This window comes from Gammaproteobacteria bacterium (genome assembly GCA_013817245.1).
Classification (GTDB): domain Bacteria; phylum Pseudomonadota; class Gammaproteobacteria; order HTCC5015; family HTCC5015; genus JACDDA01.
This window is the reverse complement of the sequence record JACDDA010000006.1, coordinates 81,883-99,282: the sequence shown is the minus strand read 5'-3', so window position 1 is coordinate 99,282 and position 17,400 is coordinate 81,883. Positions and strand designations below refer to the sequence as shown.

The following is a 17,400-nucleotide window of genomic DNA, read 5'->3' as shown; positions in this document are numbered from 1 at the left end:
ACACATTATGTTGCAGATTTGTTACAACTCTCTACTAAATTTAGAATCGTGCGTTAGTCAGGCGTAAAGATAAATCGATGGCTTTGATATCTTTGGTCAACGTTCCCATCGAAAGGTAGTTGACGCCGGTTTCAGCAAATAAACGAATATTGTCGCGACGAATATTGCCGGATGCTTCTAAGGGAATTCTGCCGGCGGTGAGTGTCACTGCTTCGCGTAAAGCAGTGGGGGTGAAGTTGTCCAGCAAAATACGATCAGGCTTAGCGCTTAAAGCTGCTTTTAATTCCTCAAACGTTTCAACTTCGACAATTAAGAAAATAGTCGGTGATTGCGCGCGCGCTAAATGAATAGCGGCAGTAATGCTGCCCGCTGCCGTGATATGGTTTTCTTTAATCAGAATGGCATCGTATAAACCATGCCGATGATTTTCGCAGCCACCGCAAGTAACGGCGTATTTTTGTGCAGCCCGTAAACCTGGAATTGTTTTGCGTGTGTCTAACAGCGTGACGTGGGTGCCGGCGATTAAATCAACAAGTTGTCGCGCTTGTGTTGCAGTACCGCTTAATGTTTGTAAAAAATTTAACGCGGTACGTTCAGCCGTTAACAAGCTCGCGGCGGGTCCGCGTAAGCGGGCGACTTGCGTGTTGGCGGATAAGCGATCACTGTCATGAATCAACCATTGCGTTTCAATGCGTGGATCAACTTGCGTAAAGGTTTCGCGTGCCCATTCAATGCCGCTGATAACCGCTTCTTGACGGCAAATAATAGTGGCTTCTGACCACTCGGCGCTGGTTAATAAGCGTGCGGTAACATCGCCACTGCCAATATCTTCAGCTAAAGCGGCGCGGACGTTTTCGCGAATAATATCTAAGTTAGGTAAACGCAAGGCATTCATAGGGACACCGGCAGATGCAAAGTCAGTGTGTGGATTTTATGCCATGGTGAGCGCAATTGTCGCCCTATTAGATACGTCGTTATGACCTAAAGCCGTATAAGTTTTTTAGATTTGCTGGAACAGTGCGGCAACACGCGTTTGAATAGTGTCACGAATGGCGCGAAATTCATCGTCGCTTAAATGTTTAGGATCGGCCAAACCCCAATCTTCGCGGAATTTGCCACGCAAAAACGGACACGCATCGCCGCAGCCCATGGTGATGACTGCGTCATAAACGATATCGGGAATCTCGTCTAATGATTTAGAGCCTTGCCTCGTCAGATCACTGCCCACTTCTTGCATAAATTGAATGGCGCGCGGATTAATAACGCCAGAAGGCTTCGAACCCGCGCTATAAATAATCACGTCAGCGCGTTGGTGTAAACGCGCAAAACCTTCGGCTATTTGACTGCGGCAACTGTTTTCAACACAAACGAACACGACGTTTTTAGATGTATTCAGTGGCAGCGTGGTTTTCATGCGGGGACCTCATTACAGCAAGCGCCACTGGCGCAGAGGGTTTTACGGGTAATTTTTTGGCAGGCGGGCACCGCCAACAACATGCCTAATATCGGCGCGGTTAAATAAATCCATAAATGTTGAAAATGACCGCTGATTAAAGCGGGACCTAACGATCGTGCAGGATTCATCGATGCGCCCGTTAGCGGGCCTACCAAAAAAGCCGCTAAACCTACTACGCTACCAATTAAGGCCGCACTTTTGATACGTGAAAAATGTTGCTGTATTACATAAAAAATACTCAGCATCAAAATACTGCTAATGACGATTTCTAAGCCAAAGGCTAAGAGTGCTGGATATTTAGGCGTAGGCACCGTAGCGCCTAAAGTGGCATGTTGAAACAGTAAGTGTAATAAGCCGCTGGCAAGTAAAGCGCCGCAACATTGCGCCAACCAATAGTTACCTAGCTTGCGCCACGCCAAATGGCCCGTTAGCGCGAAGACCATGCTAACCGCCGGATTAATATGTGCGCCGGAGAGATGGGCAAAGCTACATATCATAAGGAATACGATTACCGCAAAGGCCAGTGCAATGCCCGCATTGCCCAGTAGACCACCACTGACATCATTAACGATAATGGCGCCCGTGCCGACCAGCACCAGACCAAAGGTTCCGAGTAATTCCGCAAGATAAGCACGCATGTGAGTAATCTATAATCTGAATGTGATAGTTTTATGACATAACCATGAAAGGCTTAGGACAGACTAGGTGAATACGTCTGGAGATACTTAATAGATATGACAAAACTTCTTAACTGTCACGGAATTGTCATTTTCGCTTCATAGAATCAGCCCTGCTAAAAAGGTTCGATGCTGTTGCATCGGGTCTAGCTAGGGTTAACATTAGGGAACGATATCGTATGAATGCTATGAACAATGCAATGAGCGGCAAACGCGTATTGATCGTTGAAGACGAACAAGCGATTCGGGAAATGATTAGTTTTGCCTTGCGCCGTGCAGGTTTGGAGTGTTTAGAAGCTGCCGATGGGCAGCGGGCGCAAGTGCAGCTTGCGGATAAATTGCCCGATGTGATTTTGATGGATTGGATGTTACCCGACGTCAGTGGCATCGAATTAATCCGCCGTTTTAAACGCGATGAATTGACCCGCCAAATTCCGATCATTATGTTGACCGCCCGTGGCGATGAAGACGATAAAGTCCACGGGCTAGATTCAGGTGCCGACGATTATTTAACCAAACCTTTTTCACCCAAAGAACTCGTCGCCCGTATTCGCGCTTTATTACGGCGCATAGAACCTACGGAACAAGGGATTTCCTTGGCGTTTGGCGATTTAGTTTTAGATCCTAGTGCGCATCGAGTCTTAGCGAAAAATAAAGAAATTAACATGGGTCCGACCGAATTTCGTTTACTGCAATTTTTTATGAATCACCCTGATCGTGTTTATAATCGCGCGCAATTGTTAGATCACGTCTGGGGGCGCAATGCCTATGTCGAAGATCGTACCGTCGACGTGCATGTTTTACGCCTACGCAAGCTCTTAAAGCCGTATAATTTCGATGCTTTAATTCAAACGGTACGCGGGTCGGGTTATCGCTTTTCTTTTAAGTGAAAGCAAGATTCAGCTTTACGACGTTAACAACATACTCAACAGCAACGGCTATTACTTATGATCGAATATTGGATTGTCGAACGCTGGCGCATTGTAGTTGCGCTTTTTTTCGCATTGTTATTCGGTTTATTGACAGGATTGTGGAGTTTAGGCTTAGGAGTGGCATCGGCCTTATTGTTGGCCTGGCATTTTTATCAAGCGAAACGCTTATCCCGTTGGTTAGAAAGTGGTGCAGATATTGATCGAGTACCGGATTTTTCAGGCGTATGGGAACAACTGGCGCGTTATGTGTTTCGCATTCAACGTCGACATCAACAACGCAAACAACATCTACGCCAAGTGTTACAACGTTTTCAAGCCACTGCCGCCGCATTACCCGATGCCACGGTTTTATTGCGCAATAATTTAGAAATCGAATGGGCTAATAATACCGCTGAGCAATTACTCGGCATTCGCACGCCGCAAGATTTTGGTCAACGCATTGATAACTTGATTCGTGATCCTGCGTTTCATGAATATATTACCGGTCCTGATACGGAAGAAACCTTGAATTTATTGGCGCCTGTTGATGAACGCATGACCTTAAACATCCGCGTGATTCGGTTTGCTGATGATTCGCGTTTGTTTACTGCGCGTGATGTCAGCACCTTAATGCGCGCGCAAACCATGCGCAAAGATTTTGTGGCCAATGTGTCGCATGAACTACGCACACCGCTGACCGTGATGACAGGCTATCTTGAAACCTTGGCCGATGACGAAAGTTTTGATGAAGAACAACGTCATATTTTGCGTTCGGTGCGTCAACAAGGTTTGCGTTTGCAACACATCGTGCATGATTTATTAGAATTATCTCGCCTTGAAAACGATGGCCGCGCGGCCCCCGAACAACGTGTCCATGTGCCTTCTATATTGGCGAGTTTGCGCGAAGAAGCCCTGCATCTGACAGCCAATACGGGGCATAAACTGACCTGGGACGTGGATGAAAGCCTGTGTCTATTGGGCGCCGACACGGAATTGCGCAGTTTATTATCAAATCTGGTTTACAACGCTATTCGACACACGCCTGCCGATACGGCGGTGCAAGTGCATTGGCATTTGCACGGTGAACAGGGTGCGATTTTTGAAGTGATTGACCAAGGTCCCGGCATTCCGATAGAGCATATACCGCGGTTAACCGAACGTTTTTATCGCGTTGATGCCGGTCGGGCGCGGGATAAAGGCGGTAGTGGCTTGGGTTTATCAATTGTTAAACACGTCGTTGCCCGTCACCAAGCGACTTTTGATATTCACAGCACGGCCGGCGTGGGCAGCCAATTCCGGGTCGTTTTTCCAGCGCATCGGGTCGTGGTGCAACCGCGCTAGGCAGACCTAAAAACCGGTTTTTGTAACAAATCTGTCACATTTAATACATACACTTGTTACGCGGTAAATGGACACTGCCAGCCAGTACGGGAACCTCTAAGTGAGAGACTTTCGCTGCTGTGTAAATGGATGTAAATACTGTTCCCCCGCAGTTTCTTTTGATGCAGTGAAAGTCGCTCTACTTAGTGGTTCTTGTTCTTTCTAATGTCTTTTTTGGAGGTTCTTGTGAAAAAACTATTAACAGCAGTGACAGCGCTTTCGTTGTTGGCCGTTATGTCAACCAGCGCGTTGGCAGCAGCTCGTGATTATGTATTTATTGTTAGCTCTTCAACTGTTTATCCTTTTTCAACAGTCGTTGCTGAAAAATTTGGTAAAAGCAGTGGCTTTAAAACCCCTAAAGTGGAATCACACGGTACCGGTGGTAGTTTGAAATTGTTTTGCGAAGGTGTAGGCGTTGAGTATGCTGATATAGCGAATGCGTCACGTCGTATTAAATTAAGCGAATTCGAAAAATGCCGTGAAAATGGCGTGAAAGATATTATTGAAGTTCCAATTGGTTATGACGGCATTGTAATTGCAAATTCAAAAACCGCTAAACAATGGAACATTAGCTTGAAGGATCTTTATTTGGCATTAGCACGTGAAGTGCCCGATGCAGCCGGCAAAAAAATGATTCCTAATCCCAATAAGTTGTGGAGCGATGTAAACCCAAGCTTGCCTAAAGAAAAAATTGAAGTTATCGGACCGCCGCCTACTTCAGGTACCCGTGATTCTTTCAATGAATTGGCAATCGAAGGCGGCTGCAAAAAAGTTCCTGCAGTGAAAACCCTCATTATCGATAAAAAAGCCTGGGAAAAATCTTGCCGCACGTTGCGTGAAGATGGTCATTACATCGAAGCCGGTGAAAACGATAACTTAATCGTACAAAAATTAGGCGCGAACCCGCATGCTTTAGGCGTGTTTGGTTTTAGTTTCTTAGATCAAAATGCTGACAAGGTTCAGGGTTCTATTATTGATGGTAATGCACCTACTTTTGAAAGTATCGCTTCTGGCAAATATCCTATTGCGCGTCCTATGTTCTTCTATGTGAAGAAAGACCATATCGGTCGTGTACGAGGTTTGTTTGAATACGTTGAAGAGTTCATCAGCGAAAAAGCGATGGGCGAAGAAGGCTACTTAACCGAACGTGGTTTAGTACCGTTGCCAGCTGATAAATACAAAGCTGTAGTGTCTAGTGTTAAAGCTAAAACCAAGCTCTATAGTAAAGAATTGAAATAATTATTTGAAAAATTACGGTGTGAATAACACAGTGCACAAGGATGAGCGATCTAAAAATGACTGGGCGGTGATGAATCGCCCAGTTTTTTAAGTGTTAAAAAGCGATGCAATTTTATAATTCGTTTAGCAATTGTAGATTTGGATAGAAAAACATATGAATACATCAACATTGGTTTTGCTGATTCTCGGCTGCACACTGTTAGCTTATTATTTTGGATTAAAGCGTTCGCTCGCGGTCGTTGGCCCTGGTAAAACGCGCGACTTAGCAGCGTTACCGGGCTATTACGGCCATCTAACCGCATTATGGTGCGCCGTACCTGCGGTGTTGTTTTTGTTGGTTTGGATGGTATTTCAAGATCAAATTATTACTCAATTAGTAGTCCGTGAATTACCTGCGGAACAAGCGCATTTAGACGACGCAAGAATGAGTTTGGTAATTAATGATATTAAAAATGCTGCACAAAGCAGTGTTGAAAATTTATCCAGTTACGAAGAATTTATCCAAGCGGCTGCACAACGTTATAAATCCTTAGTGCAGACGGCTGACGCAGCTAAAGCTGTGTTGGTTTTATTAATTGCAGCGTTGGGCGCCGGTTTAACGTTTAGTCGGATTCGACCGACCTTACGCGCACGCACCCATGTTGAAACCTTTATTAAACTTTTTTTAATTTTAAGTTCAACTATTGCGGTTTTAACGACGTTAGGTATTTTGTTATCGGTTTTATTTGAATCGATTCGCTTTTTCCAAATAGTGCCACTGACTGAATTCTTATTTGGTTTGCAATGGTCACCACAAATGGCGATTCGTGCCGATCAAGAGGGTTCGTCAGGTGCTTTTGGTACCGTGCCGTTGGTGGCAGGTACTTTATTAATTTCATTTATCGCGATGGTGGTTGCAGTCCCTGTTGGATTAATGTCGGCAATTTATTTGGCAGAGTATGCCGATAAGCGTGTGCGTACTTATGTAAAACCATTAATCGAAGTGTTGGCCGGTATTCCTACCGTGGTGTACGGTTTTTTTGCAGTGTTAGTTGTTGCTCCGCTGTTTCGTAGTTGGGGTACATCGATGGGATTAGATGTGTCATCGGAAAGTGCGCTAGCCGCAGGCGTGGTCATGGGGATTATGATTATTCCGTTTGTTTCATCATTATCAGATGACGTGATAAATGCAGTGCCGCAATCATTACGCGATGGCGCGTATGCGTTGGGTTCTACTCGTTCAGAAACGATACGCCAAGTGGTATTGCCCGCGGCCTTACCCGGTGTGATGGGCGGTATTTTGTTAGCGGCTTCGCGAGCGATTGGTGAAACCATGATTGTAGTAATGGCCGCTGGTCTATCGGCAAAACTAACCGCGAATCCATTGGAATCGGTAACCACGGTGACAGTGCAGATTGTGACGTTGTTAGTAGGTGATCAAGAATTTGATAGTCCGAAAACCTTAGCGGCATTTGCCTTAGGTTTGTTGTTGTTCTTTATTACTTTGTGTTTGAATATATTTGCATTACATATAGTGAAGAAATATCGGGAGCAGTATGAGTAATAAAATTAAAAATACCGCAGAACGCGTCGAAGCGAGTTTGAAAAAACGCTATCGTTCTGAACGACGCTTCCGTTTTTTAGGTTTATTGTCGATTATTTTAGCTTTAGGTTTTTTAGCGACTTTATTGACGTCTATAGTCAGTAGCGGTTTGCCTGCGTTTTATCAAACCTACATTAAGCTAGATATCGTTTTTGATGCGGCTACCTTAGGTATTAATGATGTCAATGATAAAGCAGCTGTTCAACAAGCTGATTTTCAAGGCGTGATTAGAGAAGCGTTACGGAATAAATTTCCGGAGGCTACTGATAGAGCAGCAAAAAGACAGCTTAATAGCATGGTCAGTACAGGTGCTTCTTATAAATTAAGCGATCAATTTCTAGATAATCCACAATGGTTAAACACGCAAAAAAGTATTTGGATATTGGCTGATGATGACGTCGACACCTATCATAAAGGTTTGATGGACACGACGGGCGCTGAAGCTGATCGTCGTTTAAATGATAATCAATTAACGTGGTTAAAACAGTTAGAACAAGAAAATGCTATTGAAGCCCGCTTTAACTGGACCTTATTTACTGCCGGTGATTCGCGCGATCCAGAATTAGCAGGCATTAAAGGCGCGTTAATTGGTTCTTTGTATACGATTTTAGTGACCTTGTTGTTGGCATTCCCCATTGGTATTGCGGCCGCAATTTATTTGGAAGAATTTGCGCCTAAAAATATTTGGACTGACATGATTGAAGTCAATATCAATAATCTTGCTGCAGTGCCTTCTGTCGTATTCGGTTTATTGGGTCTAGCGGTATTTTTAAATTTCTTTGGCATGCCGCGCTCGGTGCCGTTAGTGGGCGGTATTGTGTTGGCGTTGGTGACATTGCCGACGATTATTATCGCCGGTCGTGCTGCAATTAAATCCGTACCACCTTCTATTCGAGAAGCAGCACTCGGTATTGGTGCATCAAAGATGCAAGTTGTTACGCATCACGTATTACCGTTAGCAATGCCAGGCATGTTAACTGGCGCCATTATTGGTGTTGCCCATGCGTTAGGTGAAACAGCACCGTTGTTAATGATTGGTATGGTCGCTTTTATTGTTGATATTCCTACTGATCCATTGTCAGCAGCAACCGTGTTGCCGGTACAAATTTATTTGTGGTCTGATAGTCCAGAACGAGGTTTTGTGGCATTGACCTCGGCGGCGATTATGGTTTTGTTGGCTTTTTTAGTAACGATGAATTTATTCGCGGTCTTATTACGTAAAAGATTTGAGCGCCGTTGGTAAGCCTTTTGATACGATGTTAGATGAGGAATAAAATATGAGCACAGTAGCATCAAGTGCCTTTGATATAGGTGAGAGCAAAATGAGTGATTTTTCTGGTGGTCAAGATATTGCGTTTGAGGGCACAGTCGGTGACATTACCGCCGCTAATCCGCGTATGGTGATCCGTGATGTCAATGTGTATTACGGCGAAAAACAAGCTATTCAAAATGTCAGTTTGGATATTGGCGCGAATCAAGTGATTGCGATGATTGGCCCATCAGGTTGCGGCAAATCAACTTTTTTACGTTGCTTAAATCGCATGAATGATACGATTGATAGCTGTCGTGTGACCGGTAAAATTGAATTAGATGGCCAAGATATTCATGATAAAAAATTAGATGTAGTACCGTTGCGCGCCCGCATCGGTATGGTCTTCCAAAAACCGAATCCTTTTCCTAAATCAATTTATGACAATGTTGCTTATGGTCCCCGCATTCATGGTTTAGCAGAACACAAAGCAGAACTAGATGAAATTGTGACGACGTCGTTGGAAAGAGCGGGTTTATGGAATGAAGTTAAAGATCGTTTAGATCAAGCCGGCACGGGTTTGTCAGGTGGTCAACAACAACGTTTATGTATTGCGCGCACCATTGCAGTTAGTCCTGATGTGATTTTAATGGATGAACCTTGTTCGGCATTAGATCCTATTGCCACTGCTAAAATTGAAGAGTTGATGACCGAGTTACGGCAGAACTACACCATTGCGATTGTGACGCATTCTATGCAACAAGCCGCACGTGTATCGCAACGCACAGCCTACTTTCATATGGGACGTTTAATTGAAGTAGGTACAACGTCTGATATTTTCACGAATCCATCGCATAAATTAACAGAAGATTATATTACGGGCCGTTTTGGTTAAAACCATTTCGATTGTAACCGTCACTACAGTTTAAGGGATACGTTTATGAATAAATTAGGCGGACATACTTCGCATCAGTTCGAACAAGACATGGAAATGGTACGCAATAAAGTACTCGCGATGGGTGGCTTGGTAGAAAAACAAGTGGCCGATGGTTTAAAGGCATTAATTGATAGTGATGGCGCTTTAGGCGGTATCGTGGCGGCGTCTGATTTTAAAGTAAATGCTATGGAAGTAGAGATTGATGAACTGTGCACAAAAGTTATTGCACTGCGTCAGCCTGCGGCGAGTGATTTGCGTGCAATCGTTGCGATATTAAAAACGATTACTGATTTAGAACGTATTGGTGATGAAGCTGAAAAAATTGGACGTTTTTCAGTAGAGTTAGCCACTACAGATCGTGCACCTGGTTATTTTACGCAGCTTAAACATCTGGGTCATCACGTGCGTAAAGAATTGCACGATGCGTTAGATGCCTTTGCGCGTATGGACGATGTACAAGCGGTACGTGTGGCCGCAGAAGACGAGGCTGTGAATACTGAGTTTGAAGGCTTAATGCGTCAGTTAATTACTTATATGATGGAAGATCCGCGTTCGATTCGTCATGTGTTACAAGTGATGTGGTGCGCTCGCGCTTTAGAGCGTATTGGCGATCACGCCAAGAACATTTGTGAATATGTAATTTTTATGGTGAAAGGTAAAGACGTGCGTCACGTTAGCTTGGAACAAATTGAAGCAGTTGTACACGGCCGTTCTTAATTTTTATAAATATTATAATTATTAATTTTTAGATAAATTTTAATATTACGCCCGCAGCTTGCGGGCGTTTTTATTTCTTGGCGGTCATTAATAAATATTCTAATAAAGCTTTTTGTGCATGTAGACGATTTTCGGCTTCATCCCACACCACGCTTTGTTTTCCATCAATCACGTCAGCCGCTACTTCTTCGCCGCGATGCGCCGGTAAACAATGCATGAATAAAGCATCGGGGTGAGCGGTGGCCATTACGTCGCTAGTGACTTGATACTGTTTAAAAGCTTGTTCGCGGATTGCTTTTTCATTTTCACTGCCCATACTGGCCCAGACATCGGTTACCACTAAGTCTGCATTATGCGCAGCAATAAATGGATCGTGACTCAGGTTAATACGATTTTTTGCAATCGCTTGTATCGCCGATGAGGGTTCATAACCCGCGGGGCAAGCAATGTTGAGCGTAAAACCAAATTGATGCGCAGCGTTAATATAAGAGTTGCACATATTATTGCCGTCACCAATCCATGCCACAGTTTTGTCTTTAATGCTGCCGCGGTGTTCGCGATAGGTTTGTAAATCTGCGAGCAATTGGCAGGGATGAAATAAATCCGTTAAACCATTAATCACAGGTACGGTTGAATGCGCGGCCAGTTGCTCTGCAGTTTTATGTGCAAAGGTGCGAATCATGATGATATCCACCATGCGTGATAACACGCGTGCAGTATCAGCGATCGGTTCGCCACGACCGAGTTGAGTATGTTCGGGTGCTAAAAATATGGCTTGGCCGCCCAGTTGAATCATGCCGGCTTCAAAAGAAATCCGCGTGCGCGTAGAGGCTTTTTCGAAAATCATGCCTAATACTTTTTGCGGTAACGGTGTATGACTTTTACCTTGATGTTGCCACTGTTTTAATTCGATTGCGCGATTCAGTAAGTCATCTAATGTTTGAGGACTTAAATCTAATAAACTTAAAAAATGTTGTACCGGCATGCTGAATTCCTTACGCAGGATGCTGAGTTAAATAATCATTGACCAGTGCAACTACTTGTTCTGCGATCTCATCAGCTGCTTGATCAGTCAAAATATAAGGTGGTAATAAACGAATCACACGACCCGCCGTTACATTAATTAATAATTTGCGAGCTAACGCGAGCGTAACTAATTCAGGACAATCGCGATCCAGTTCAATGCCGAGCATTAAACCTTTACCTTGAATTCGGGTGACGCGCGGTTGTTGTGCAAAAGCCTTTTGAAAATAACGGAGCATGCGTTCGCCTAAACTTTTAGTACGAACAATCAAACTTTCGTTTTCAATAGTTTCAATCACTGCTAACGCCGCGCGTGCAGCTAAAGGGTTGCCGCCAAACGTCGTGCCATGACTACCGGCTTGTAATTGTTCAGCCGCAACACCGCGCGCTAAACATGCGCCGATCGGCACACCATTACCTAACGCTTTAGCGATAGTCATGACATCGGGTAAAATATTATCGTGTTGAAACGCAAACCATTGTCCGGTGCGTCCTATACCGCTTTGAATTTCATCTAACATTAGCAACCACTGACGTTGATCGCATAATTCACGCAAACGTTTTAAATAATGTGTTTGGGGAACACGAATGCCACCTTCGCCTTGAATGGGTTCTACTAAAACGGCGACGATGTTGGAATCTTGTAAGGCTTCTAACGCCGCTATATCGTCATACGCAACGCGTAAAAACCCTGGGACTAAAGGTCCAAAACCTTCTTGCGCTTTTGGATTGGCCGTCGCGGTGAGTGTCGCTAAGGTACGACCATGAAACGCACCCTCCATGACAACAATCACGGGCGCCGTAATATTGCGTTGATGCGCGTAACGACGTGCGATTTTAATCGCCGTTTCATTCGCTTCTGCGCCTGAGTTACAAAAAAATACTTTATCTAAACCACTTAACTGACAGAGTTTGTTGGCTAATGCGCTTTGCAAAGGAATTTCATACAAGTTTGATGAATGTAATAAACGACCCGCTTGTTCGCAGATAGCGTGACTAATAGCAGGATGCGCATGACCTAAAGCACATACTGCGATGCCGCCGAGCGCATCTAAATAACGCTGACCTTCGGTATCGTACAGCCAGACATTTTCACCATGACTGAACGCCACGGGGAGCCGTTTATAAGTAGGCATTACACTGTCATCCTGCATTAACTTAACCTAGAAAATAAAAACGGCAGCGGAAGGCTGCCGAGAACGTCCATTATAACAACTCGATGCTAAAAAACATCAGCCAGCATTGTTTCGTAGTTTTTATGTATTAAGGCGTATTCAGGCAAATAACGCGGATTTTTAGCTAGAAAAAATGAAGCCCGCAGTGCGGGCTTCAGAGTAGTACCAATTAAATTTACAGCGTTTAGAAAGGTAAGCCGTGGAATTGGCTGGTCATGCACAATAACATCGGGATCGATAATAAAACGTTGGTGCGTGAAGCCATTGCCGCGACTTTGCGAGCGGTCGCTTTTTGCGCATCGGTTGCAGGCACGATACCGAGAATTTTCTTTTGGTTTGGCCAAATTAAAACCCATACGTTAAATAACATGATGGTGCCTAACCAAGCGCCCAAACCAATAATGCGCCAGCCTTCAACAAAAGTGAACGCTGCGGTTACACCGCTACCAGGACCCGCATGCATAGCTTCTAATGCCATTGCGCCGGTTAACCAGGTCACAACAGCTGACCAACGGAACCATAATAAAGCGCGGGGTGCGACGTATTTGCTAATAGCAGCAGGGCCAGGTGTACCGTCAGCCGTGGCTTGTGCCATGGCGGGGGTTTGCACGAAATTGAAGTAATACAATAAACCGATCCAGGTAATGCCGGCTAAGACATGGAACCATACGGCTAAAGACCACAGATTGAATTTGACGAGTGTATCGCCCGCGGGGGTGTGCAATACCAGCCAAGCCAATGCGGCAGCGATAAAGCCTGAAACGATGGTACCTAGAATCGAATTTAATGGATTCATGATGTCCTCTTATAAGTGAAGTGTCGGTGTGAAGTGTGGGGGTTAAGTGCGGCTAAGTGTATTGGCTTGGCTGTAGGCTTGCAATAAAACTTGCGGGTAAAAAGTCGTGGTTAGGGCTGGCTATTTTGTCCTTGTATTAGCTATGGGTATTCTTTGTCTGGATGAAATGAAATTTTTATTGTGTGTAGAACAGGTGAATTTATTGCGCAGAACCCGCTAAAATGCCGGTCTCGATAGTATTGATGAATGAGGTGAGTGCGATGGATGATGTCATGGCGCGTATTAAAGAACAGGTCGAAACGAATTCGATCATTCTTTATATGAAAGGAACGCCGCAATTTCCTATGTGTGGTTTTTCTAGTCGCACAGTGGATGCATTAAAACAATGCGGCAAAGAATTTGCGTATGTGAATATTTTGCTCGATCAAGACATTCGTGCGAATTTGCCGAAGTATTCGGATTGGCCTACATTTCCGCAGTTATATGTTAACGGTGAATTAGTGGGCGGCTGCGATATTGTGACGGATATGTTTCAAACCGGCGAATTGCAAAAATTATTAGCGACTGTTAACAAATCGTAAATCGTTAATTGTCAGGTTCATTAGTGAGTTCCGCACCTAGTTCCGAAATGGGATCTTCAGCCAATTGGCTGAGTAACGGCGGATAAACATGATTCCAACGATTAATAATATTACAAAATAACGCCGCTGTTTGTGTTGCATCATAAACAGCGGAATGTGCTTCTTTGTTATCCCACGTTAAGCCTGCTGCTTCCACCGCGCGTGCTAATACCGTTTGACCGTATGCCATACCTGCTAACGAAACCGTATCAAACTGACTAAACAAATGAAACGGATTACGTTTTATCGCGTTGCGTTCTACCGCTTTATTTAAAAAGCCTAAATCAAAAAAAGCATTGTGTCCGACCAAAATTGCGCGATTACAACGTTGGTCGCGTAACGCACGACGAATCGGTTGAAAAATATGTTGCAGCGCATCTTTTTCGGGCATCGCCATGCGCAAAGGACTAAACGGTTTAATGCCGGTAATTTCTAAAGCTTTGGGTTCAATGTTTGCGTTAGGAAAAGGTTCTACATGAGCGGAAATCGTTTCTGCGGGAAACAATTGGCCTTGTTCATTAATGTCGAGAATAATGGCTGCGATTTCGAGCAAGGCATCGGTTTCTTTATTAAAGCCACCGGTTTCAACATCGACGACCACCGGCAAAAAGCCGCGAAAGCGTTGTGCAATACGATAAGGTCGCGCAATATCATTCATGAGAAATAATCAGTAAGCAAAGCGCGATTGTAGAGAATTGCGGGCACACCGACCAGTTATTTGCGCATAACTAAGTCGGTGTGTAACAAAAATATAATTTAATAACTACGACGCGGCGCACCGTAGTTCATATCTTTAACATCAAACGGCGGCGTGCGACCGACCAGCTCTTCTATTAAACCGAGTTCTAGATCCGTGTGATTAATCATTGGTGCGGGTTTAATGCGTTCGCCTTTTGCACCTTTCGCTAAAATATAACGGGGTGAGTCATGACGTTGAGCGTTGATTATAATTTCACTGCTAGGGTCTTGAATTGAACTCAGCATTGTTTTCCCATAACAAGTACATAAATAGGTTTGTTCGGGATCCGCTTCCATATATACGCCCGTGCCACGAATACCAATAGTGGCGATGGTAGACGATAATGCTAAACGTTCTTTTGGATCGCGTTTACCAAACACCGATAAAATTTTGCCGGAGACTAAACGCATTTGATTTAAAATAAACTCAGTGCCGTTTAAATGTAATTCACTGTCAGCGCGCATAATAAAAGCATCTTTACCGACTACAAAAACGATACCGCTTTTGGGTCCGGTTTTAATAACATCATTGGCTTTAATTAAAGTGTCATAACCAACCGTTGAACCGTTAACGTGCACAGTGCCTTGTAGATTAAAAATAGATTTGTTATTCGGCATGCGATAAGGTTTTTTACCGAAGAGATCCGCCGCGGCTAAATTGCTCCAGCTAAGTGGCATACTGGCAAATGCGCCGATGGTTAACATGCGTACTAAAAAAGCGCGACGCATTTCAAATTCAAGATCATCATGCGTATTCATGGGTTAGTCCTTTAGGGAGATGTGCTTCAAGTATAGGCTTAGCAAATGCGCAAAAGCCATCGTAAAAAGTGGCTTCTATTGCACTTGGTTCACAGTTTTGAATGATTTTTCAGTTAGAATGCACGCAAGCGAGAGTCCCGATCAAGTCCCGTTAAATTTCTTGCAAGCAGGAAGCAACGCAGGCCCATTTTAGGTGTCGTTATGTTGTCGAGTCAGCGAATCATTTTTTGTCGTCAGTTTGTAATCAGCAGCGCACTCATTTTCTTGAGCGGTATTGCAAGCTTGGGAAATAGCCAGGCAGGTGATATTAATTTTAATAGCGCGCTTAATTATCAGTATGATAATAATTTAGGTAATACTGCAGAAGATAGTTGGCGGATTAAAGATCAATTTACTACTGTAGATGTAGGCGTGGCGCAGGCTTGGTCATTTTCACCTGCGAATGCATTAATAATGAAGCTTGATTATCAGCAACGCTGGTTTAATGAATATACAGGCTTAGATAAACAAGAACTTACTTTTGGTTTAGAGCAACGTTTTCAATTAGCACGCGGTTTTACGCAACCCATTTATTCAATAAAATTCAGTGGTGGTAAACGCGATGTGGCTACTGACAATCGCGATGCCGATTTTGCGCGTTTAGGTTTTGTTATGAATCAGCGTTTTACCGATCGTATTAATGCCGTGTTTGGCTTAGATGGCGAGACTGTTAATGCGCAAGGTGATACGGCTCCCGATGCGGTGATTGCACAATTTGTACAAGAATTAGGCGCGGGTGTGGATTCGGCTAATGCCATTATTAAAAAACAAAAAGTTATTTATGACACCAATCAAGCGCGTTTTTTTGCGCACGCTGATTACAATCTGCAAGCGAATTGGGTTGTGTATGCAGATTATAGTTATAACAAAGGCCACATCGTATCTTCTCGTAAACCACCGGAAAGTTGTGAAGCGGCCTGTCATGATGCAGCGTACGCTGGCACGGGGTTGCGTTCTTATAAAGTGCGTGGCTACGCTAATAAATTAGGTATTGGCACTAATTACGCATTAGGAAAACATCATTCTGTTGATGTGTTTGTTGATTATATGCAAACGGCTACTGTTCAAAATAAAGAATATTCGCGTGGCAGTGTTGGCGTGTCGTATTTTTGGGGCTTCTAATATTTCCCTAATGTTTCCCTAATGTTTCCCTAATGTTTTCCTAATGTTTTCCTAATATTTTGTGGATGAGTTAATACTATGCAATTACGTTATAGCGCCGTATCACCGTATGCGCGCAAAGTTTGTTGTTTAGCGATGGCGACGGGTTTGTGGTCACGCATCACCCCGTTATTAACGAATCCTTGGGATGAAAGCACAGATTTGTCGCGTGATAATCCTTTAGGAAAAATCCCCGTATTAATTTTGGAAGACCGTAGCAGTTTATATGACTCTCGCGTGATTTGTGAATATCTAGATAGTCTGCATCAAGAACACAAATGGTTTCCGCAAGATGCAACCGCGCGGTGGTCGGCCTTACGTTACCAAGCGTTGGGCGATGGGATTGCCGATGCGGCGGTGCAATGCGTTATAGAAAATCGTCGACCATTAAGCCAGCAATCACCGCAGTGGCGGGATCGACAATTAGCGGCAATGCAGCGCGCCATTCAAACCATAGAATTGCAGTGTGAGGAATTGCAAAATGCACAACATATCGGCGCATTAGCCATCGTCTGCGCGTTGGGTTATTGGGATTTTCGTTTACCCGAAATTGATTGGCGTGGGCAGGCGCCTCAATTAGCGCAGTATTATGCGAGTTGGTCGCAACACGCTTGGTGGCTGGCAACGATGCCAGAGTGATGCCAAAGTGATCCCAAAGTAATTCGGCATGAAGCATTTTTTAAGCGCCTTTAGCTAACCAATTTATACATATTTTCTTTCCTTCCTGAACGGCAATAGCGCGATCTTCTGCGCGCTGACACTATATATATGTAGCCTGATAACTCCTTCCCGTTACCCTAATGTTTTTTATACACGGCGGTACCAGTCGGCGCTGCGTTAGCGCATTGTTTGCCATCTATATGCTTTATTAATGTTATATTCTTGCGTATGTTCACATCGATGTTATAAGCGAAATAAATTAAATCCTGCTGGCGCTGTTA

The 17,400-nt window shown here is 44.1% G+C and carries 18 protein-coding genes; 10 read left to right on the top strand and 8 right to left on the bottom strand.

Going from position 1 to position 17,400, the window contains the following annotated elements; translation table 11 throughout:
* Window positions 1-40 precede the first annotated feature (40 nt).
* The 3 genes from nadC to H0W44_08725 all read right to left on the bottom strand — a co-directional run bounded on the left by nadC (window position 41) and on the right by H0W44_08725 (window position 2,094).
* Window positions 41-895, bottom strand: a complete 855-nt coding sequence (gene nadC / locus H0W44_08735; protein ID MBA3582519.1) for a carboxylating nicotinate-nucleotide diphosphorylase — start codon at window positions 893-895, stop codon at window positions 41-43.
* Between the two features lie 105 nt (window positions 896-1,000).
* Window positions 1,001-1,414, bottom strand: coding sequence for an arsenate reductase ArsC (locus H0W44_08730; protein MBA3582518.1), 414 nt, complete (start codon window positions 1,412-1,414; stop codon window positions 1,001-1,003).
* Window positions 1,411-2,094 (bottom strand): aquaporin, encoded by a 684-nt coding sequence (locus tag H0W44_08725; GenBank protein MBA3582517.1) that lies wholly within the window; start codon window positions 2,092-2,094, stop codon window positions 1,411-1,413. Before H0W44_08725 ends, H0W44_08730 begins: the two co-directional genes overlap by 4 nt.
* A 239-nt stretch (window positions 2,095-2,333) precedes the next feature.
* Between H0W44_08725 and phoB the strand changes: the two genes are divergently transcribed.
* The 7 genes from phoB (at window position 2,334) to phoU (ending at window position 10,148) form a co-directional block, all read left to right on the top strand.
* Complete coding sequence (phoB, locus tag H0W44_08720) at window positions 2,334-3,023, top strand: phosphate regulon transcriptional regulator PhoB (GenBank protein MBA3582516.1); 690 nt, start codon at window positions 2,334-2,336, stop codon at window positions 3,021-3,023.
* Between the two features lie 57 nt (window positions 3,024-3,080).
* The gene (gene phoR / locus H0W44_08715; GenBank protein MBA3582515.1) at window positions 3,081-4,385 is read left to right on the top strand and encodes a phosphate regulon sensor histidine kinase PhoR; all 1,305 of its coding nucleotides are present in this window, start codon (window positions 3,081-3,083) and stop codon (window positions 4,383-4,385) included.
* A gap of 225 nt (window positions 4,386-4,610) precedes the next feature.
* Complete coding sequence (locus H0W44_08710; GenBank protein ID MBA3582514.1) at window positions 4,611-5,663, top strand: substrate-binding domain-containing protein; 1,053 nt, start codon at window positions 4,611-4,613, stop codon at window positions 5,661-5,663.
* Window positions 5,664-5,817: 154 nt separating this feature from the next.
* A complete protein-coding gene (gene pstC, locus H0W44_08705; GenBank protein MBA3582513.1) occupies window positions 5,818-7,206 on the top strand; it encodes a phosphate ABC transporter permease subunit PstC in 1,389 nt (462 codons plus the stop codon).
* Window positions 7,199-8,488 (top strand): phosphate ABC transporter permease PstA, encoded by a 1,290-nt coding sequence (pstA, locus tag H0W44_08700; protein ID MBA3582512.1) that lies wholly within the window; start codon window positions 7,199-7,201, stop codon window positions 8,486-8,488. Before pstC ends, pstA begins: the two co-directional genes overlap by 8 nt.
* Window positions 8,489-8,567: 79 nt before the next feature.
* Window positions 8,568-9,389: a phosphate ABC transporter ATP-binding protein gene (locus H0W44_08695; GenBank protein MBA3582511.1), complete on the top strand. Its 822-nt coding sequence runs from the start codon at window positions 8,568-8,570 to the stop codon at window positions 9,387-9,389.
* 45 nt (window positions 9,390-9,434) lie between these two features.
* Entirely contained in the window at window positions 9,435-10,148 is a 714-nt protein-coding gene (gene phoU / locus H0W44_08690) for a phosphate signaling complex protein PhoU (GenBank protein MBA3582510.1), read from the top strand.
* Between the two features lie 70 nt (window positions 10,149-10,218).
* Here phoU and argF read toward each other — a convergent pair whose 3' ends face one another.
* From argF to H0W44_08675, 3 genes are all read right to left on the bottom strand, one after another.
* Window positions 10,219-11,133, bottom strand: coding sequence for an ornithine carbamoyltransferase (gene argF / locus H0W44_08685; protein MBA3582509.1), 915 nt, complete (start codon window positions 11,131-11,133; stop codon window positions 10,219-10,221).
* Between the two features lie 10 nt (window positions 11,134-11,143).
* Window positions 11,144-12,325, bottom strand: a complete 1,182-nt coding sequence (locus tag H0W44_08680) for an aspartate aminotransferase family protein (protein MBA3582508.1) — start codon at window positions 12,323-12,325, stop codon at window positions 11,144-11,146.
* A gap of 205 nt (window positions 12,326-12,530) precedes the next feature.
* The gene (locus H0W44_08675) at window positions 12,531-13,142 is read right to left on the bottom strand and encodes a urate hydroxylase PuuD (protein MBA3582507.1); all 612 of its coding nucleotides are present in this window, start codon (window positions 13,140-13,142) and stop codon (window positions 12,531-12,533) included.
* A 260-nt stretch (window positions 13,143-13,402) separates the two neighbouring features.
* On the opposite strand from H0W44_08675, the gene grxD reads away from it, so the two are divergent.
* A complete protein-coding gene (gene grxD / locus H0W44_08670) occupies window positions 13,403-13,723 on the top strand; it encodes a Grx4 family monothiol glutaredoxin (protein MBA3582506.1) in 321 nt (106 codons plus the stop codon).
* Between the two features lie 4 nt (window positions 13,724-13,727).
* Here grxD and rnt read toward each other — a convergent pair whose 3' ends face one another.
* Window positions 13,728-14,420 (bottom strand): ribonuclease T, encoded by a 693-nt coding sequence (rnt, locus tag H0W44_08665; GenBank protein MBA3582505.1) that lies wholly within the window; start codon window positions 14,418-14,420, stop codon window positions 13,728-13,730.
* 98 nt (window positions 14,421-14,518) lie between these two features.
* Complete coding sequence (locus H0W44_08660; protein ID MBA3582504.1) at window positions 14,519-15,259, bottom strand: hypothetical protein; 741 nt, start codon at window positions 15,257-15,259, stop codon at window positions 14,519-14,521.
* Between the two features lie 201 nt (window positions 15,260-15,460).
* On the opposite strand from H0W44_08660, the gene H0W44_08655 reads away from it, so the two are divergent.
* Together H0W44_08655 and H0W44_08650 are read left to right on the top strand one after the other, a co-directional pair.
* Window positions 15,461-16,420 (top strand): hypothetical protein, encoded by a 960-nt coding sequence (locus H0W44_08655; GenBank protein MBA3582503.1) that lies wholly within the window; start codon window positions 15,461-15,463, stop codon window positions 16,418-16,420.
* A 78-nt stretch (window positions 16,421-16,498) separates the two neighbouring features.
* Window positions 16,499-17,098, top strand: a complete 600-nt coding sequence (locus H0W44_08650) for a glutathione S-transferase N-terminal domain-containing protein (GenBank protein MBA3582502.1) — start codon at window positions 16,499-16,501, stop codon at window positions 17,096-17,098.
* Window positions 17,099-17,400: the final 302 nt, after the last annotated feature.